Here is a 16,393-nt window from a genome sequence, read left to right on the forward strand (position 1 = left end):
AAGGGGTCCCCGGTACCGTGTCGAAGGTGGCGAAGACTTTCGCCGGTGCGAGGTTGCGGCGGTTACGCGAAGAACATGGGTTGACCCAGGTGGCGCTGGCGCGCGCCCTTGGACTTTCCACCAGCTACGTCAACCAGCTGGAAAATGATCAACGCCCCATCACCGTGGCGGTGCTGCTCACTCTCACCGAACGTTTTGACCTGCCGACGCAATATTTCGCGCCGGATTCGGATGCGCGCCTGGTCTCCGACCTCAGCGAGGTGCTCGCTGAAGGGCCCGCGACCGCCGCGCAGATCGAAGAGCTCGTCGCCCGCATGCCAGCCGTCGGCCAAACGCTGGTCAATCTGCACCGCCGGCTGCACGACGCCACCGCCGACCTGGAGGCCCTACACAGTCGCGCCAGCGTCGAGAGCCAGTCGGCCCCGCAGCAGCCGATGCCCTTCGAGGAAGTTCGCGACTTCTTCTATGACCGCAAGAACTACATCGGCGAACTGGACCTGGCAGCCGAGGAGCTATTCGACCGGAACCGTTTGCGGATCGGGGGCCTCGACGGCCAACTGGCCGGATTGCTGGACGACAAGCTCGGCGTGAACGTCGTGATCGATGACGGCCAGGCACTGCAGCCCAACTCCAAGCGTCTCTTTGAGCCCAAGTCCAGAGCTTTGTACGTTGCGCGGTGGCTGCATCCCGGGCAACGGGCCTTCCAACTCGCCACCCAGATCGCGCTGCTCACCCAGGCGGAGCTAATCACCGGCCTGATCGCCGCAGACGACCAGCTCAGTGACGACGCGCGAAATGTGGCGCGCATCGGCCTGGCTAATTATTTCGCCGGCGCGTTGTTGCTGCCGTACCGGCGGTTCCTGGCTGCCGCCGAAAGCGCACGCTACGACATCGACTCGCTGGCAAGGCAATTCGAGGTTGGGTTCGAGACAATCTGCCATCGGCTGTCCACCCTGCAACGCCCGAACGCGCGCGGGGTCCCGTTTATCCTGGTCCGCGCCGATAGCGCGGGAAACATCTCGAAACGCCAGTCCGCCACAGCTTTTCACTTCTCCCGCGTCGGAGGTAACTGCCCGCTGTGGGTGGTGCATCACGCGTTCTCCCGACCCGGTCAGTTCCTCACGCAAGTCGCCCAGATGCCCGACGAGCGCACCTATTTCTGGGTCGCTCGCACCACCACCAGCGAACCCAGCCGCTACCTGGGCCCGGACAAGAGGTTCGCCATCGGGCTCGGGTGCGACTTGGCCCACGCCGAGAAGCTGATCTATTCCGTCGGGGTCGACCTGACCGACCCGGAGGCCATGGTGCCGATCGGTGCCGGCTGCAAGATCTGTGCCCGGCCCGCCTGCTCGCAGCGCGCTTTCCCCTACCTCGGTCATCCGGTGCACGTCGACCCGCACACCAGTACCGATCTTCCCTATCCGCCTGCGATTGGACCGCGCCAACCGGCATGATCAGTGCGGGATCGTCGGGCTACTGAGGAGTCGGACATGACGGACGTCGACTATTGCGTAGTCGGGGCCGGGTTCGCGGGCCTGACGGCCGCGTTGCGGTTGAAGCAGGCGGGTCACTCGGTGGCTCTGCTGGAAGCCCGTGATCGCGTCGGCGGCCGCACGTTCACAGTGACGCGTGACGACGGGGTGTGGATCGACCGGGGCGGCGCCTGGGTGGGGCCGGGCCAGGACCGGATCTACGCACTGATGGCCGAATTCGGTGTCCCGGAATACAAGCAGCACAACGACGGCGACGCCATGATGATCGTCGACGGCAAGAAGCATCGGTATGGGGGGATGCTGCCCTGGACCATGAGTCCGTGGGCCGTAGCCAATCTCGGCCTGGCGCTGAAGGCAGTGGAGCAGATGTGCAAGACGATACCGCGGGAAAACCCTTGGGAAGCAACGAATGCCGCGGAGTGGGACCGGATGAGCATCGGCGACTGGCTGGAACGCAATGTTGCATCCAGAGTGGCCCGCGAGATGCTGGACTTGGCTTTGGGCGGCACCTACACCTCGACCTCGGCTGAGGTGTCGATGCTATGGATGCTGCTGCAGATGTCCTCCGGCGGCGGGCCCACCTTCGTTATCTCAGGCAGGGGCGGCTCACAGGACGCCCGCCCGGTCGGCGGGATGGGTGCGATCTATCGACCTATGGTCACCGCGCTGGGGGAAGCGCTGCACTTGTCGCGGCCGGTGCGCCAGATCACTCAAGACGCGGACGGTGTAACGGTGAGCGCCGACGGGCTGACGGTGCGCGCGCGACGGGCCATCGTGGCGATTCCGATGGCGATCGCCACCTCCATCGTCTACGAGCCGGCGCTTCCGGTGGACCGGGCGATGCTGCACCAGCGGATGCCCAGCGGTGCGGTGATCAAGACCTCGGTCATATACGACGAGCCGTTCTGGCGAGCCGACGGCTTATCCGGGCAGTCCGCCGCGCCGGGCACGCCGGTGACGCTGAGCATCGACGCGTGCACCGACTCCGGGAGTCCGGGAATCATGTGCGCCATCACCGAAGGTCATGCCGCGCGCCGGTTACTGCAGCTCGACCCAGCCGGGCGACGGGCACTGATCATCGGCGAACTCGTCCGCCGGTTCGGCGAAAAGGCCAGTGCGCCAGTGGAATTCCATCTGCAGGACTGGACGCTGGAACGTTATTCCGGCGGCGGAATGATCAGCCACACCGGCACCGGTGTGCTGACCGAGTTCGGCCGCACCCTGCGGGTGCCGTGCGGGCGGGTCCATTGGGCCGGGACTGAAACCTCGGCCGTGATGTGCGGCTGGGTCGACGGCGCGATCCGCTCCGGAGAGCGGGCCGTCGCGGAAGTGGTCGCTGCGCAGACTTAACCAATTCCCGTCCGGGGAATTACGCTGGGTCGATTCTGCGTCACGTGTGGACTGGCACCCCCCCGGCCCAACGCGCCGCCGGGCATCCCGGCGCCTGCGCCGGCACCCGCACCCATGGGCATCGGCATCATCGGCATGCCACCGCCAGTGGGCGCCCCGACCGCCGGGGCCACCGCGGCGGAGCTGGGCAGCGCCCCCAAACCATGCATCGCCGAAGTCGTCATGCCTTTCGGCATCGCACCTTCCCAGGTCGGCGGCACGGACAGCGCGCCGACCAACCGCGCCTGGCCCAGACTCCCCGACATCCCCGCACCCATGCCGAGGCCACTGGCAACCGGCGCGGTGTTGCCCACGATTTTCGGAGCGTCGACTAATCCAGCTTCCGCACCGGCCAATCCGGCGGTGCCGGCGTTGGCCGTCTGGCCGAGCTGCATCAGCGGACCCATCATCATGCTGGCCGGGTAAGCCCCTACCTCGGCGACCGACATCAGCATCGAGACGGGCGCCCCCGAGACTGCCGACTGCACCCCAGACATCAGTGACGTCGCCCCCATCGCAACCGGGCTCAGTGCGGCGGTAGCCGAAGTAGCCAGCCCGGCAACATTGCCGTTGACCGTGGCAACCAAACCCGCCAAATCCACCGGCGGCATGCTGAACGGCATCAAACTCTCCGCCACCGCCGTCGCACCCGAGTGATACCCCAGCATCGCCGCCACATCCTGAGCCCACATCTCCACATAATCGAACTCAGTCGCAAAAATCGCCGGCGTATTCAACCCCAAAAAATTCGTCGCCACCAACGTCGCCAACGACACCCGATTAGCCTCCACCGCCAACGGATGCACCGTCGCCGTCAACGCCGCCTCAAACGACGACGCCGCCGCCCGCGCCTGACCCGCCGCCGCCCCCGCCTGCGCCGCCGCCGCACTCAACCACCCCACATACGGAGTCGCCGCAGCCACCATCGACGCCGACGCCGGACCCGACCACGGCCCACCCGCCAACCCCACAATCACCGAATCAAACGAACTCGCCGACGCCGACAAATCCGCCGCCAAACTCTCCCAAGCCGCCGCCGCCACATGCAACGGACCCGACCCCGCACCAGCAAAAATCCGCGCCGAATTAATCTCCGGCGGCAACCACGCAAAATCCAAAATCATCAACAACCCCAACCCACCAGCCGCGTCAACGGCGCCAACAAACAGGCCCTTTCGCAGCTAACCCTGGCGGGCAAGCGCACCGGGCGGGCGGGATTCAGCTGATTCCCAGCATTGCCCAAGCTCCTCGGAAGCCGGGCGGATCCCGGCGAAATCGGGCCTTAAGAGGCCTGTTTGGCCGGCGGCCGATAGAAAATCAGCAGCTGCCCGATGGCGCCGGCAAGCCCCAGACCCAGCGAGATCGCCAAGCCGGGCCATCCGGTGAACCAAAGGCCGTTGCCGAAGATCAGCCGATCCAGGCTGAGCTGACCCGGGCCCAGCGTCGCGACCGCGACCGCGCACAAGGCCAGCACCAGGTTGTATTCCCAGCCCTCCTTGACGATGAAGAAGCCGTTGTGGCGGTGCACAGTCCACGCCGCAACGATCATCAACGACACGAAACCCGCCGCCGGGATCGGCGTGAGCAGCCCGGCAGCCAAGCCCAGGCCGGCCGCGGTCTCGGTGGTGGCGGCGACCGTGGCGTGGAACTTCCCGGGCTTCATGCCGATGCTCTCGAACCAGCCGGCGGTGCCAGCTATTCGCCCGCCGCCGAAGAATTTGTTCAAGCCGTGCGCGGCCAAGGTCAGACCGAGTACCAGCCGCAGGATCAGTAAACCGACATCGATGGCAGCCATAACGTCAAAACTAGATCATGCGATTTCTTCGCGAATTCAACCCCACTGCTATTTCAGCGCCGCGTCCAGCAGTCGCAGGTAGTGATCCACATCGGGTACGGCCGACTCGGCCGCATGCACACTGATCGCGATGGTGTCACCGATGCCGTGCACACCGTGGGTGAGCCCCATCGCCGGCGACAACGACGGGTAGCCGGCGGTGAAAACCACCGGGGCTCCCCCAAAACTCAGGTCAGCGGCACCCCGATGCACGCTGGACACCACGGTGTTGCCGGTCACCTGCGCCGGCCGCACATCGACATCGAATTGTGATACACCCCAACGCAATAACGCGGCAGGAACGGTGGCGAACGCCCGATCGCCAGCCCGCCCGGCCGGATGCGCCATTCGTAGCCGGGCATTAGCCAGATCGGTGGCGATCCGCTGCATCCGTTCGGTGCGGCCGAGGTACGGATACAACCCGACGGCTACATTGCCGAAGTGGTTATAGCCAAGCGGCGCGCCGGGTTTGGCCATCGGAACTTCCGCTGCCAGGGATTCGGCATTCGCACCGATCAGCTCCGCCAGCGCTGTGGACACCGCCGCCAGCGCCCCGACGGTGACCGTGGCGCACGGCAGCTCCGATCGGCGGCGAACCAGCGTGCGCAGCGAACGCACCCCCTGTGGACGGGTGTTGGTGGCCAGCGGCGGTCGTGATCCCACGCCCATCGGCAGCAGCCCGGCTTCGGTATCGGCCACGAGTTGCCGGTAGGTCTGGACCGCGTGGACCGCACGCCACGGCCTCAGGCCTGACCGTGACCGAGGCACCTGCGGCGCAAGGGTCTGCCGGCCCAACAGCCACGCCGTCATCGCCGAAAGCCGGCGTCCGTCACCCAGTGCGTGCGCGGCCTGCAGGACGACAACCGTGCCAGGGCCGTTGAGGCTCGGAATGTCACGCACCGAAGTGAACACGTGCAACCGCCAGGGCATAGCGCACTGATCCAGCTGACTGTCGGCCAGCACGGAAACCGCATTCAGGCAGCCGCGCCAACTACCGTCGGTCAACTCGTGGCGGACCAGCCATTCGGGTCCGATGGCGGCAGGCACCCACCGCGGATACCTAATCGCACAGCCGTCTTGCACGCGCGTCGCCCAATCCGGGCAGTCTGCGGCGCGCCGCCGAACCTGCTCGAGGACATCGTCGAGATCGGCGGGTTCGCCGTCGAACACGTACAACAGGAACTCGTCGTTGGGGACTTTGGCCGACATCCAGTAGAACTGCGCGTCGACGGCCGCCATCCGGTGCCTCATGGCGGACCGACGAAGTCCAGCACCAGCTCACAAACCTTGTCCGGCTGTTCAAGCTGCAGGAAGTGGCCGGCGTTGGCGACAATTTCCACCTCGCTGCCGGCAGGCAATGCCGGCTCGACCCACCGCGCGAAAGCTGCTGTCATGCAACCGTCGTCGTGGCCGTGCAAATACAGGCTCGGTAACTTCGGTGTCGATGTCCAGTGCCGGTGCAATTCGGCATACTCCGGCGGCGGTTCGGTGTTGCGGATCGTGGCGCGGTAGGGGCCCAGCGCCGCGCGCCAGCTCTCCGGGGTACCGATCGCGGCGTCAACATGGCGCAGATCCTCGTCGGCGCGGTAGCCCGGCGACCACCGCCGCCATAGCAGCGGCAGCACCCAGGACGCCGACCGCTCCGGCAACCACGGCAACTGAAAATAGCTGATATACCAGCTCCGCAGCAGCTGAGGCGGTACTTCGCGGAGCAGGCGGGCTCGGTTCGGCAAGTGTCCGAACGGCCGGAACGCCCCGGCAGGCGGGACGGACATGATCACCGCCTTGTCGAACGGGCTATTGGGTACCGCGGCCAGTCCCGCCGCCGCCATGGCCCCCCAATCATGACCGATCACCACATCGCGTTCGGAGCCGCCTGCGGCCGCTCGCACCCGCAGGGCGTCGTGCATCAACGCACCGACGTGGTAGCTGCCGTCGACGGGAAGCGCCGAAGGGGCGTAACCGCGCATGAACGGCGCCACCACGCGCCAGCCGGCCTCGGCCAGCAGTGGCGCCATTTTGCGCCACCCGTACGCGGTGTCGGGAAAGCCGTGCAGGCACAAGGCAATCGGTGCGTCGACGGGCCCCCAGGTGAGGGCCTTCAAGTCGCCATTGGGGCTCTTCACGTCAACCCAGCGTGGTTCAGACAACTCGACTCCTGTTCACCGTTTTCTCGCCCGCACCGTCCAACGTAACCGGACAGTAGGGGGACAAGAAGCCTGTCAATCGGCGGACACGGAATTCATCCGCGAACTAGCCGCTCGGTCGACAGACTTCACCCCACCGCCCCGGCACGCTATTGGCATGGGTATAGAGGAACGAGCATCGATGATGTTCGCCGCGCTACCACCGGAGACGGGGTCCGGCGGCCAGCATCCTGGGGTTCGGTCGACATCAAAAGGCACCTCGCCGCAGAGGCGTTGGGCCAAGACCAGCGCGACCCAGCGCCGTATCCTCGACGCAGCCACCGACGTGTTCGCGGAGAAAGGATTCACCACGGCGACCATCGCCGACGTGGTGAGTGCGTCCGGCGGCAGCATCGGCAGCATCTACCACCACTTCGGCGGCAAGAGCGAGCTGTTCCTGGCCATCTTCGAGCAGTTGACCGACGCTGTCGTCCGCCGTATCGAAGCAGCACTGCGGGAGGCCGCACCCCGTCGCCCCGGTCGACGGCAGGTGTTCGAACTAACGGTTCAGGCTTTCCTGCACGCAATGTGGGAGAACCGGCGCGCCGCCGTGGTGTTGGCATCCGGGGACACGCCACCGGGGTTCGAACTCATTAGGCGCAACCGCATGGAGTCTGCGTGCCGCAGTTGGATGGCGTTCCTGCAGCTTGAATCCTCACCCAGCGACCGCCTGCTCGGTCGGCTGCTGATCACCACCGTGACGGAATCCTCGATGATGGTGACCGAGTGCGACGACCAATCCGAGGTACAGCCCATCATCGACGCGGCGATCGAATGGATGGACCGCCTGACCCTATGAGCGGGTCACACCTGCGCGGCCGCCTTCTCCAGATCGGCGACGATGATCTTGCTCATGCCGTGCATCGCGGCGGTGGCCGCCGCGGCGCGAGCCGGGTCCGGGTCGCCGACCAACTCCCAGAGCCGGTCCGGCACGATCTGCCAGCTCAGGCCGAAGCGGTCCTTGAGCCAGCCGCACTCTGACTCCTCGCCGCCGCCTTCGATCAGCCGGTCCCAGTAATAGTCAACCTCGTCCTGATCCTTGCAGTGCACCGTGAAGGACACCGCCTCGTCGAAACTGAACATCGGGCCGCCGTTGAGCCCGATGAACCGGGTGCCGTCCAGCACGAAGCTGCCGTACAAGACCGAACCCGGTTCCCCTGGACCCGCCTCCGTGGTGCGGCTGAAACTCTCGATGTGCGAGTTCGGGAACACCGAAACGTAGAACTCGGCGGCCTCTTCGAGGTTCTGGTCAAACCACAGTGAGGGCGTGATCGCTGGCATATTGCGACTCCTGGTCATTGGGAAATTCGTTCCCTTGAATTGACTCGGGTACCCGTCAAAACTCATCGCGCGGCTTGCCGAAAAAGATTACAGGTGTAATTATCTGTCGGTGGAGTCACGGCGGGTGCTGGACGGCAAAGTCGCCATCGCCACCGGCACCGGCCACGGTGTCGGCCTGGGTATCGGACACGAACTTTTGCGTGCCGGAGCCACCGTGACCGGCTGCTCCCGTTCGCCGCTGGACGCCCTACCCGGGGTCGAGTCTGAGGCGCTAGGACCGACCATCACCGACAACTTCCGAGCGTTCGTGCTCAACGCCGACGACCCCACTGGTACCGAGCACTTCGCCAAGGTCCCATTACGGCGGGCCGAGATGAGCGCGCCCCTACGGCCGATCCAAACCACGCCGACATGACGCGAGTCGTGCAGTACTCCACCGGCAACGTCGGCCGGCACGCCCTGCGCATGCTGATCGAGCGGCCGGACCTCGAATTGGTCGGGGTACATGCATCCAGCCCCGGCAAAGTTGGGCGCGACGCCGCCGAACTGTGCGGCCTTCGCGAGCCGACCGGGGTGACGGCAACCGACGACGTCGAGGCGCTCGCCGCGCTGCATGCCGACTGCGTCGTCTACACCTCACAGGCCGAAACCCGGCCCAAAGAAGCGATTTCAGAGATCACTCGGTTTCTGCGCGCCGGCACCAATGTGGTCGGGTCCTCGTTCGTGTGGATGGTGGCGCCCGACCAAGCCGACGGCTGGCTGCGCGAGCCGCTGCTGCAGGCGTGCGCCGAAGGTGACGCCACGCTCTACATCAACGGTGTTGACCCCGGCTTCTCGGGCGACACCTTGGCCTACACCGCGCTGAGCCTGGCCGAGCGCGCCACTCGCATCGCCGTGCAGGAGATCTGCGACTACGCCAGCTACGACGATGCCGAATTCACGGGCGTCAGTTTCGGTTTCGGCACTGAGCCGGAGCACACGCCGGTCATCTTCCGGCCCGGGGTGCTCGCGTCGATGTGGGGTGCGCAGGTGCGTAGCCTGGCTCAAGACCTGGGCGTGGAACTTGACGAGATTCGGGAACGCTGCGAGAAATGGGTGACACCCGAGCCGATTGACTGCGTGATGATGCACGTCGACCCGGGACAGGTCGCCGCCGTCCGGTTCGGCGTCGAGGGATTGCGTGACGGCGAAGTCGTCATCACCATGGAACACGTCAACAGGCTCGGTCCGCAGACCGCGCCCTACTGGGCCTATCCCCCAGATGGTCGGCTCGGCGTGCACCGTGTGGTGGTGGAAGGCAGCCCGGGCGTCGAAATCAACACTCACTTGGATGGTAGTGGCGACCACAACGAGGGCGGTGTAATCGCTACGGCCGCAAGGGTTGTCAATGTGATCGAGGCGGTCTGTGCCGCGCCGCGCGGAGTCCTGGCCGCCCACGACCTACGGCCGCTCGATCATCTGCGCGGCGTGATGTGGTGAACCAATGACCGCACCACGCAGACCCCCCGGCGGCGGACAGGCGCGTGCCGAGCGAAGTCGCCAAGCCGTCATCGACGAAACGGTTCGCTACATCCTGAAAGAGGGATTCGCACCACCGAGCATGCGTCAGATCACCGAACGAGCCGGATTGACCTGGGGCGTGGTGCAATACCACTTCGGCGATTTGGATGGCATTCTAATGGCAGTGGCGGACAAGGGGTTCGCCGAGCTGCTCGAGACGCTCGACGCACTGCCCGGCCAGGCCGCACGGATACCACCCGAGGATCGGCCGGCGTTCGTCGTCGAATCGGTATGGCGCGGCATCTCCAGCCCCACCTCGATGGCCGCCCTGGAAATCCTGATCGCTACCCGCGGCGCCCGCACCGCGACGGCCAACGCCCATCTGGCCGCCATGTCGGCGCGGATGAGCGAGATCGGCGAGCACCTTGGCGCCGGCATCGACCCGGCGCAGGCAAGCCGGTTGGGCAACCTCATCTGGGCCACTGTCCGCGGCCTGGCGGCATTACAGCTGACCTGGCCCCGCCCCTTGGACAGCACCCGCGACCGCGCGATGCTCGTCGAAGTCATTCGTGCATACCTGGCCGGGCAACAACTCGAACCGAAAGAGAGACTCAACCTATGAGCAGCCCCCAGACAGTCGAATTCTCCGGGGTCGACGGGCTCACCCTGATCGCCGACGAGTGGAACCGCGGCAGCGGCTCCGATCGGCCCACTATCCTGATGCTGCACGGCGGTGGCCAGAATCGGTTCTCCTGGAAGAACACCGGGCAGATCCTGGCCGACGACGGCTACCACGTAGTCGCGATCGATACCCGCGGACACGGCGACAGCGACCGCTCACCCGACGCCGACTACGACGTGGAGACCCTGGCTGCCGACGTGCTGCACGTCCTGAATGCGATCGGCCGGTCGGTGGTGATCATCGGGGCCAGCATGGGCGGGCTGACCGGGATCCTCGTTGCAGATCGGGCCGGGCCGGAAAAGGTCACCAAGCTGGTGCTCGTCGACGTGGTGCCGCGATTCGAGAAGGACGGCAGTGCCCGTATCCGGGATTTCATGATGACCAACATCGACGGCTTCGAAACCCTGGAACAGGCCGCCGACGCGGTGGCCGCCTACCTGCCGCACCGCACCAGACCGCGCAGTCCCGAGGGACTCAAGAAGAACCTGCGACTGCGCGACGGGCGCTGGCACTGGCATTGGGATCCGGCATTTATGACCAAGCCCGGCGACGATCCGGAACTGCGCACCGAGGGCTTCGAGCAGGCCGCCACCAACCTGACCATCCCGGTGTTGCTGATACGAGGCAAGCTGTCCGACGTGGTCAGCCCCGAGGGCGTCGAGCACTTCCTGACACAGGTGCCCCGAGCGGAGTTTGTCGAACTGACCAACGCCGGACACACCGCGGCGGGCGACGACAACGACGCATTCAGCGACGTGGTGGTGGCATTCGTCGAGCGCGAGTGAAGCATCGCGCCGAGTGTGAATTCGACGACGCGACACGCCGAAAATGCGTGGCAGGATTCACTTTCGGCTGGGTGGGGCTGGCCGGGGGTGAGGTCGGCGCCCGCGCCGTCCGGGCGGCCCTAGTTCGCCGGTTTCTCCGCATGGCCACCGAATTGCTTGCGCATCGCCGACAAAGCCTTGTTCGCGAAGTCGTCGAGGTCGCGCGAGGCGAACCGCGATTGCAGCGCCGTTGTCAGCACCGGCGCTGGCACCCCCTCGTCAATTGCCGCGATAGAGGTCCACCGGCCTTCCCCGGAGTCCGAGACCCGGCCGGAGAATTCCTTGAGCGTGGGCGATTCGTGCAATGCGATCGCGGTCAGATCCAATAGCCACGAGCCGATCACGCTGCCGCGCCGCCACACCTCGGCGACCTCGGCGATGTCGAAATCGTATTGGTAGCACTCGGGATTGGACAGCGGAGCCGTCTCGGCGTCGCCCTCTTCGATCCGTTTACCGATATCGGCGTTGCGCAGGATGTTCAGCCCCTCAGCGAGCGAAGCCATCATGCCGTATTCGATCCCGTTGTGCACCATCTTGACGAAGTGTCCGGCCCCGGACTGGCCGCAGTACAGGTAACCGTTCTCGGCCTGGTCGATGGCGCCTTCTCGGCCCGGCGTCCGTGGCGCGGCATCCACGCCGGGGGCGATCGTGGCGAAGATCGGCTCTGCGTACTCGAACGCGTCCTGATCGCCGCCGATCATCAGGCAGTATCCGCGCTCGCGGCCCCACACTCCACCGCTGGTGCCCACATCTAAGAGCCGAATACCCTTCTCATCCAACAACTTTGCGTGTTTCAGGTCGTCACGGTAGTAGGAGTTGCCGCCGTCGATCACAATGTCGCCGGACTCGAGCGTGCCGGCGAGTTCTTCGATCACGCCGGTAGTGATGCTGCCGGCCGGCACCATCACCCAGACCAGACGCGGAGCATCGAGCTTGTCGCGCAATTCCGCCAGCGAGGTGACGCCGGTGATGTTGTCGTCCCCGGCCATCGCCTCGACCGCGTCGGAGCTGTGGTCGTACACCACGCATTGATGTCCGCCGGCGACGACGCGGCGCACAATGTTGGCGCCCATCCGGCCCAGACCGATCATGCCTAGCTGCATAGTTTTTCGTCTCCTCAACGTCGCGTGCGCACGGTCCGGGCAGTCGAAGCCAACCCTAGACACTGGGTATTGACCCGACAAGGCGAAGCCAATCACCCGCAAGCGACCTGACAGGATGGTGCCCGTGGGTGACGTGCTGCAGATCGCGCTGTACGCCCTGGCCGGGGTCGCGCTACTCGAGGCCGGTGGCCTGGTCGTGCTGTGGCAGCTACTCACCCGCAGCCGCCGAGAGGTCGAGGAACTGCAGCAGCGGGCGGACGTCCGCAACCGCCTGTGGTCCGGTGGCCGCGAGGCCGTTAAAACGGTGTGGAACACCGCAAACATCGTGCGTAAAGAAGGTTTCGGTGCGGCGGTACGCAGCTCGATCGAGGACCTGGCGGACTGGGCCGAGGTGGAGCGGCCCGACTTGGCCCGGGTCACCCCGGACGGACGAGTGGTGATTCTGTTCTCCGACATCGAGGACTCCACCTCCCTCAACGAGCGCATCGGCGACCGAGCCTGGGTCAAGCTCATCGGGGCGCACGACAAGCTGGTGCAACAGCGGGTGAAGCAGCACTCGGGGCATGTGGTCAAGAGCCAGGGCGACGGGTTTATGGTCGCCTTCGCGCGTGCCGAGCAGGCGGTGCGGTGCGGCCTGGATGTGCAACACGCACTGGCGAAGGACGCAAAACGCAGGCGGCACCACGAGATTCGGGTCCGGATCGGCATTCACATGGGGCGTTCGGTGCGCCGAGGCGACGACTTGTTCGGGCGCAACGTCGCGATGGCCGCGCGGGTCGCCGCCCAAGCCGTCGGCGGTGAGATCCTGGTCAGCGAACCGGTCCGGGACGCGGTCAGCGGCTGCGACGACATCGCCTTCGACGAGGGCCGCGAGGTCGAGCTGAAGGGGTTCTCCGGCAGTTACCGGTTGTACGCCGTCGAGGCCGAACCCGAGCCGGATCGGGACTGAAACCCTTCGGTGTCGGATTCGGCCAACCGCTGGTGCAATCTGGCCCGGATCTCGTCGGGCGTATAGGCACGGCGTTTGCGTTGGTCGCGCACCACCAGGGCGCCACCGGCGACGACGCCTGCGACACCGGCCAGCCCAACCCACTTCCAGATGTTGCGCATCAGCAAAGGCTATCGGCTGTCGTCTCTTAGAGTGCTCTGGTGGACTCCAACACGCTGACCTTGGACCAAGCGCTGACCGAGACGCGCACCGGCGACCTGTGGCTGTTCCGGGGCGGTTCCCGGCCGGACCGCGCCATCCAGACGCTGACCAACGCTCCGGTGAACCACGTCGGTATGACCGTGGCCATCGATGACCTGCCGCCGCTGATCTGGCACGCCGAACTGGGCGACAAGCTGGTCGACATGTGGACCGGCAGCAACCATCGCGGGGTCCAGCTCAACGATGCGCGCCAAGTCTTCCTGCAGTGGACCGAGCGCTACCACCAGCGTTGCTGGATTCGCCAGCTGACGCCCTACGCGGACCGCAAGCAGGAGAACGAGCTGCTGCGGGTGATTGCCCGCATGGACGGCACCGCGTTCCCCACCACCGCGCGACTGACCGGCCGTTGGCTGCGCGGACGCTTGCCCACGCTCAACGACTGGGTTCGGGGAATCCCGTTGTTGGACAAGAAAATTAGCGAGAAGACCGAGCGACGCCGCGAAGAGCGCAAGATGAGCATCGCCACTGCGTACTGCGCGGAGACGGTCGCCATCACCTACGAGGAGATGGGGTTGCTGGTCACGGACAAGGACACCAACTGGTTCGACCCGGGCAAGTTCTGGAGCGGCGACAGTTTGCCATTGGCACCGGGATATCAGCTGGGCAAGGAGATCGCGGTCATCGCCTAGTGCCACTCGCGGCGCGCGTGCCGGTTGCGGGGCAAATGCGCTGTTCGCCGTGTCAGGCAAGCTCCAGGCGGGTGAGAACCGAAGTGGCGTTGCGGGTCAGATCGAGTACTGGGCAGTGCGCATCGACCGCTTCCTGCAGTTCGCGGTAGCGCTGCGCGGTTTCCGGCCCCGTCACGGTAATGAGCACCCGGACCTCCTGAAACCCGGCGCGCACACTGTCGTCGAACCCGAAGAAGCCCTGGACGTCGAGATCGCCTTCGGCTTGCGCGGTGATCTCGTCGACCGCGATGCCAAGCTTCTCGGCCCAGAATCGCCAGGTGACGATCTGGCACGACAGCAGTGATGCTAGGTAATACTCGACGGGGTTAGGGGCCTTGGATTCCCCGCCCAAGGCCGGCGGCTCGTCGACCTCGACCTGGTACTGGCCGAGACTGATCGTGCTGGCCACCGCGTCGTGGGCGGTGGCGGCGGCCCGGAAGACGACCTGGGCGTTGACCCGATTCTGGGCGACGGCATCCTGCGTGGCCGCGATGACGGCGCCGAGCTGGCTGGTCGATGTTGTCACGCGGTCATCCTACGAAAGCGGCGCGGCTGGGATCGAGCGTCCGGATCAGCCTGAGCGCAATTCTATTATTGGCGAATAAGCGCTGCGGGAATATAGCGATGAAATAGAATCCGCCTTCTCCCTTTAAGGTGTGAAATAAATGGCGACGTAGACATAAGCCACACCCGTGGCGCATTGTGACTCACGCCACAAATACGCAACACGGGCGTAGCTGCGAATATCCACAATGAATGTGATCCAGGTCGCGCGACGGACTTGTCGTGTTGATCACTTCGCGTGCAGTGCGTTAGGAGTTCGCCATTTCCGGCTCACCGACTGGTGCCGGCTCCGGTACCAGGTCGGGCGCCGGCACCTCGACCGCTTCCGGGGCCGGCGGAGCGGGATCGGGTCCTACCGCGTCAACCAGTACGGCGGGGGCATCTGGGGCGAGGAGGTCGCCTTCGGGCAGGTCATCGACCGGCAGGAACATGTGATGGGTGAATCCGGGCTGGTATGCGCCGGCCCCGCCGATCCGTACACCGCCGCCCTCGCCGCTGGAAACCGGGGTTCCGTCGGGCAGCGTCACCGCGGTGTGCCCGCCGTTCCACCCGATCACCAGCGCGTTGGGAGCCGTGCCGTGCTGGAAGCCGCGGGCAAGCAGTGCGGCCTCTTCGTTGCCGGTGTTGAACCGGCTACCGAATATCGGGCGGTCGCTGGCCGCATTCGCGACCCAAGAAGCCAGTCCCGAGCAGTCGGTGCCAGCGGGTGAATCCCCACCCGGAATATAGGGCGTACCGGACACCTGATTAACCAGTGCCATAAGCGTCGCAAGAGCAATCATGAGGCGGGACGCTACCCACAATATGCATTGGAAATCAAAATTTGTGGTGCTCGTCACGGGCATTTAAAGAATGGCGGGACCATTTCACATACAGCAGGTATGTCACGATGCAATCTATAAACCGACACAGATGTGGTCAGTGGGACTAATGGCAATAGTTAGCAAATTACGCTACCACTCATTTTTGGCTCTTCAACTGGGCTAACAGCATGCGCAAGTTTATGCTAGCAATTAAACCATTGGTCACATCAACCACAGGATCGGCCAATAATCAATGGTCAGACCGACGCCCGGCCGCGTAGCGGTGTACCGATGCGTGATATCGGTCACATCGACAGGGTTGCCGAGCGCCGGCTCCTTCGATCAGTCGGGGTGGTGGACGACGTTGACCACGTTGCCATCGGGAGCCCGCACCAGAAAGCGGCGAACTCCCCAGGACTCCGTGGTGAGCGGATGCACAATCTCGTAACCCAGTTCCTGGGCCTCCCGATAGGCGCTCTCGACGTCGTCGGTATGGACTGAAATAACAGAATCCGCAACCGACGTGGCGTCTCGCGTCACCAACTGAACACTGACCCCGCTGTCGGGAGAGGTCATCCTAGCCACCCAACCCAAGTTGAACTCTTCGTCGCTTAGCCCGAGAAAGCCCGCGTAGAACTCCTTGGACTCAGCGATGTCACGCACCCGCAGATTGGCCGTAATCCTCTTGGCGTGCAATCGATCTCCTCACTCTAGCCGCTCAGCGCTGCGCCAGCGCGGCTGGCCATCACGATGGGATCACCCAGTCCGACCACCGGTTGGCGGGGTTGACGCGATATGAACCGGGAAAGATCCGCGACATTAACACCGGCATTGGTTCGGTCCCTGGGACGGTCCC

At 65.2% G+C, this 16,393-nt stretch carries 18 protein-coding genes and 1 pseudogene; 9 read left to right on the top strand and 10 right to left on the bottom strand.

The features are described 5' to 3' along the window. Positions 1-17: 17 nt before the first annotated feature. Both H0P51_RS22100 and H0P51_RS22105 read left to right on the top strand, forming a co-directional pair. Positions 18-1,454 carry a short-chain fatty acyl-CoA regulator family protein gene (locus H0P51_RS22100; RefSeq protein WP_180914993.1) on the top strand — a complete coding sequence of 479 codons (1,437 nt, stop codon included), beginning with the start codon at positions 18-20 and terminating at the stop codon, positions 1,452-1,454. 36 nt (positions 1,455-1,490) lie between these two features. Then, on the top strand, positions 1,491-2,843 hold the full coding sequence (locus H0P51_RS22105; protein WP_180914994.1) for a flavin monoamine oxidase family protein: 1,353 nt from the start codon (positions 1,491-1,493) through the stop codon (positions 2,841-2,843). Here H0P51_RS22105 and H0P51_RS22110 read toward each other — a convergent pair. The 4 genes from H0P51_RS22110 to H0P51_RS22125 all read right to left on the bottom strand — a co-directional run bounded on the left by H0P51_RS22110 (position 2,840) and on the right by H0P51_RS22125 (position 6,866). After that, complete coding sequence (locus tag H0P51_RS22110) at positions 2,840-4,006, bottom strand: PPE family protein (protein ID WP_180914995.1); 1,167 nt, start codon at positions 4,004-4,006, stop codon at positions 2,840-2,842. The genes H0P51_RS22105 and H0P51_RS22110 overlap by 4 nt on opposite strands. A 158-nt stretch (positions 4,007-4,164) precedes the next feature. Then, positions 4,165-4,677 (bottom strand): DoxX family protein, encoded by a 513-nt coding sequence (locus H0P51_RS22115; protein WP_180914996.1) that lies wholly within the window; start codon positions 4,675-4,677, stop codon positions 4,165-4,167. 48 nt (positions 4,678-4,725) lie between these two features. Next, positions 4,726-5,955, bottom strand: coding sequence for a WS/DGAT domain-containing protein (locus H0P51_RS22120; RefSeq protein WP_180914997.1), 1,230 nt, complete (start codon positions 5,953-5,955; stop codon positions 4,726-4,728). Positions 5,956-5,963: 8 nt separating this feature from the next. Next, positions 5,964-6,866 carry an alpha/beta fold hydrolase gene (locus H0P51_RS22125; protein WP_180914998.1) on the bottom strand — a complete coding sequence of 301 codons (903 nt, stop codon included), beginning with the start codon at positions 6,864-6,866 and terminating at the stop codon, positions 5,964-5,966. Positions 6,867-7,020: 154 nt separating this feature from the next. On the opposite strand from H0P51_RS22125, the gene H0P51_RS22130 reads away from it, so the two are divergent. Beyond that, complete coding sequence (locus H0P51_RS22130) at positions 7,021-7,701, top strand: TetR/AcrR family transcriptional regulator (protein WP_246398135.1); 681 nt, start codon at positions 7,021-7,023, stop codon at positions 7,699-7,701. A gap of 5 nt (positions 7,702-7,706) precedes the next feature. Here the strand turns inward: H0P51_RS22130 and H0P51_RS22135 are convergent, their stop codons facing one another. Further along, the gene (locus tag H0P51_RS22135) at positions 7,707-8,183 is read right to left on the bottom strand and encodes a VOC family protein (protein WP_180914999.1); all 477 of its coding nucleotides are present in this window, start codon (positions 8,181-8,183) and stop codon (positions 7,707-7,709) included. A 124-nt stretch (positions 8,184-8,307) separates the two neighbouring features. Between H0P51_RS22135 and H0P51_RS22140 the strand changes: the two are divergent. The 4 genes and pseudogenes from H0P51_RS22140 to H0P51_RS22155 all read left to right on the top strand — a co-directional run. Beyond that, positions 8,308-8,451, top strand: a pseudogene (locus H0P51_RS22140) (oxidoreductase); the annotation flags it as partial. Between the two features lie 143 nt (positions 8,452-8,594). After that, positions 8,595-9,662 (top strand): NAD(P)H-dependent amine dehydrogenase family protein, encoded by a 1,068-nt coding sequence (locus H0P51_RS22145; protein WP_180915000.1) that lies wholly within the window; start codon positions 8,595-8,597, stop codon positions 9,660-9,662. Between the two features lie 4 nt (positions 9,663-9,666). After that, positions 9,667-10,305: a TetR/AcrR family transcriptional regulator gene (locus tag H0P51_RS22150; RefSeq protein ID WP_180915001.1), complete on the top strand. Its 639-nt coding sequence runs from the start codon at positions 9,667-9,669 to the stop codon at positions 10,303-10,305. Next, positions 10,302-11,150, top strand: coding sequence for an alpha/beta fold hydrolase (locus tag H0P51_RS22155; protein ID WP_180915002.1), 849 nt, complete (start codon positions 10,302-10,304; stop codon positions 11,148-11,150). The genes H0P51_RS22150 and H0P51_RS22155 overlap by 4 nt, the downstream gene beginning before the upstream one ends. A 119-nt stretch (positions 11,151-11,269) precedes the next feature. Here H0P51_RS22155 and gnd read toward each other — a convergent pair whose 3' ends face one another. Next, a complete protein-coding gene (gnd, locus tag H0P51_RS22160; protein ID WP_180915003.1) occupies positions 11,270-12,292 on the bottom strand; it encodes a phosphogluconate dehydrogenase (NAD(+)-dependent, decarboxylating) in 1,023 nt (340 codons plus the stop codon). Between the two features lie 115 nt (positions 12,293-12,407). On the opposite strand from gnd, the gene H0P51_RS22165 reads away from it, so the two are divergent. Beyond that, a complete protein-coding gene (locus H0P51_RS22165; RefSeq protein WP_180915004.1) occupies positions 12,408-13,241 on the top strand; it encodes an adenylate/guanylate cyclase domain-containing protein in 834 nt (277 codons plus the stop codon). Here H0P51_RS22165 and H0P51_RS22170 read toward each other — a convergent pair. After that, positions 13,193-13,402, bottom strand: a complete 210-nt coding sequence (locus H0P51_RS22170; RefSeq protein ID WP_180915005.1) for a hypothetical protein — start codon at positions 13,400-13,402, stop codon at positions 13,193-13,195. The two genes, H0P51_RS22165 and H0P51_RS22170, sit on opposite strands and share 49 nt — an antisense overlap. Before the next feature lie 39 nt (positions 13,403-13,441). Between H0P51_RS22170 and H0P51_RS22175 the strand changes: the two genes are divergently transcribed. Further along, the gene (locus H0P51_RS22175) at positions 13,442-14,131 is read left to right on the top strand and encodes a guanylate cyclase (protein ID WP_180915006.1); all 690 of its coding nucleotides are present in this window, start codon (positions 13,442-13,444) and stop codon (positions 14,129-14,131) included. 52 nt (positions 14,132-14,183) lie between these two features. On the opposite strand, the gene H0P51_RS22180 is transcribed toward H0P51_RS22175, so the two are convergent. The 3 genes from H0P51_RS22180 to H0P51_RS22190 form a co-directional block, all read right to left on the bottom strand. After that, a complete protein-coding gene (locus tag H0P51_RS22180) occupies positions 14,184-14,696 on the bottom strand; it encodes an OsmC family protein (RefSeq protein ID WP_180915007.1) in 513 nt (170 codons plus the stop codon). A gap of 286 nt (positions 14,697-14,982) precedes the next feature. Continuing rightward, positions 14,983-15,573: a peptidoglycan endopeptidase gene (locus H0P51_RS22185; protein WP_425488903.1), complete on the bottom strand. Its 591-nt coding sequence runs from the start codon at positions 15,571-15,573 to the stop codon at positions 14,983-14,985. Between the two features lie 306 nt (positions 15,574-15,879). Next, positions 15,880-16,233: a glyoxalase superfamily protein gene (locus H0P51_RS22190; protein WP_180915009.1), complete on the bottom strand. Its 354-nt coding sequence runs from the start codon at positions 16,231-16,233 to the stop codon at positions 15,880-15,882. Positions 16,234-16,393 lie beyond the last annotated feature (160 nt).

Origin of the sequence: Mycobacterium vicinigordonae (assembly GCF_013466425.1) — a bacterium.
GTDB lineage: Bacteria > Actinomycetota > Actinomycetes > Mycobacteriales > Mycobacteriaceae > Mycobacterium > Mycobacterium vicinigordonae.

What these genes read in the sequence shown, in the direction of transcription:
- gnd (WP_180915003.1), bottom strand. Translation starts at nt 12,292, where the DNA reads ATGCAGCTAGGCATGATCGGTCTGGGCCGGATGGGCGCCAACATTGTG.
- H0P51_RS22105 (WP_180914994.1), top strand. Translation starts at nt 1,491, where the DNA reads ATGACGGACGTCGACTATTGCGTAGTCGGGGCCGGGTTCGCGGGCCTG.
- H0P51_RS22115 (WP_180914996.1), bottom strand. Translation starts at nt 4,677, where the DNA reads ATGGCTGCCATCGATGTCGGTTTACTGATCCTGCGGCTGGTACTCGGT.
- H0P51_RS22145 (WP_180915000.1), top strand. Translation starts at nt 8,595, where the DNA reads ATGACGCGAGTCGTGCAGTACTCCACCGGCAACGTCGGCCGGCACGCC.
- H0P51_RS22155 (WP_180915002.1), top strand. Translation starts at nt 10,302, where the DNA reads ATGAGCAGCCCCCAGACAGTCGAATTCTCCGGGGTCGACGGGCTCACC.
- H0P51_RS22135 (WP_180914999.1), bottom strand. Translation starts at nt 8,183, where the DNA reads ATGCCAGCGATCACGCCCTCACTGTGGTTTGACCAGAACCTCGAAGAG.
- H0P51_RS22120 (WP_180914997.1), bottom strand. Translation starts at nt 5,955, where the DNA reads ATGGCGGCCGTCGACGCGCAGTTCTACTGGATGTCGGCCAAAGTCCCC.
- H0P51_RS22165 (WP_180915004.1), top strand. Translation starts at nt 12,408, where the DNA reads ATGGTGCCCGTGGGTGACGTGCTGCAGATCGCGCTGTACGCCCTGGCC.
- H0P51_RS22130 (WP_246398135.1), top strand. Translation starts at nt 7,021, where the DNA reads ATGGGTATAGAGGAACGAGCATCGATGATGTTCGCCGCGCTACCACCG.
- H0P51_RS22170 (WP_180915005.1), bottom strand. Translation starts at nt 13,402, where the DNA reads ATGCGCAACATCTGGAAGTGGGTTGGGCTGGCCGGTGTCGCAGGCGTC.
- H0P51_RS22150 (WP_180915001.1), top strand. Translation starts at nt 9,667, where the DNA reads ATGACCGCACCACGCAGACCCCCCGGCGGCGGACAGGCGCGTGCCGAG.
- H0P51_RS22110 (WP_180914995.1), bottom strand. Translation starts at nt 4,006, where the DNA reads ATGATTTTGGATTTTGCGTGGTTGCCGCCGGAGATTAATTCGGCGCGG.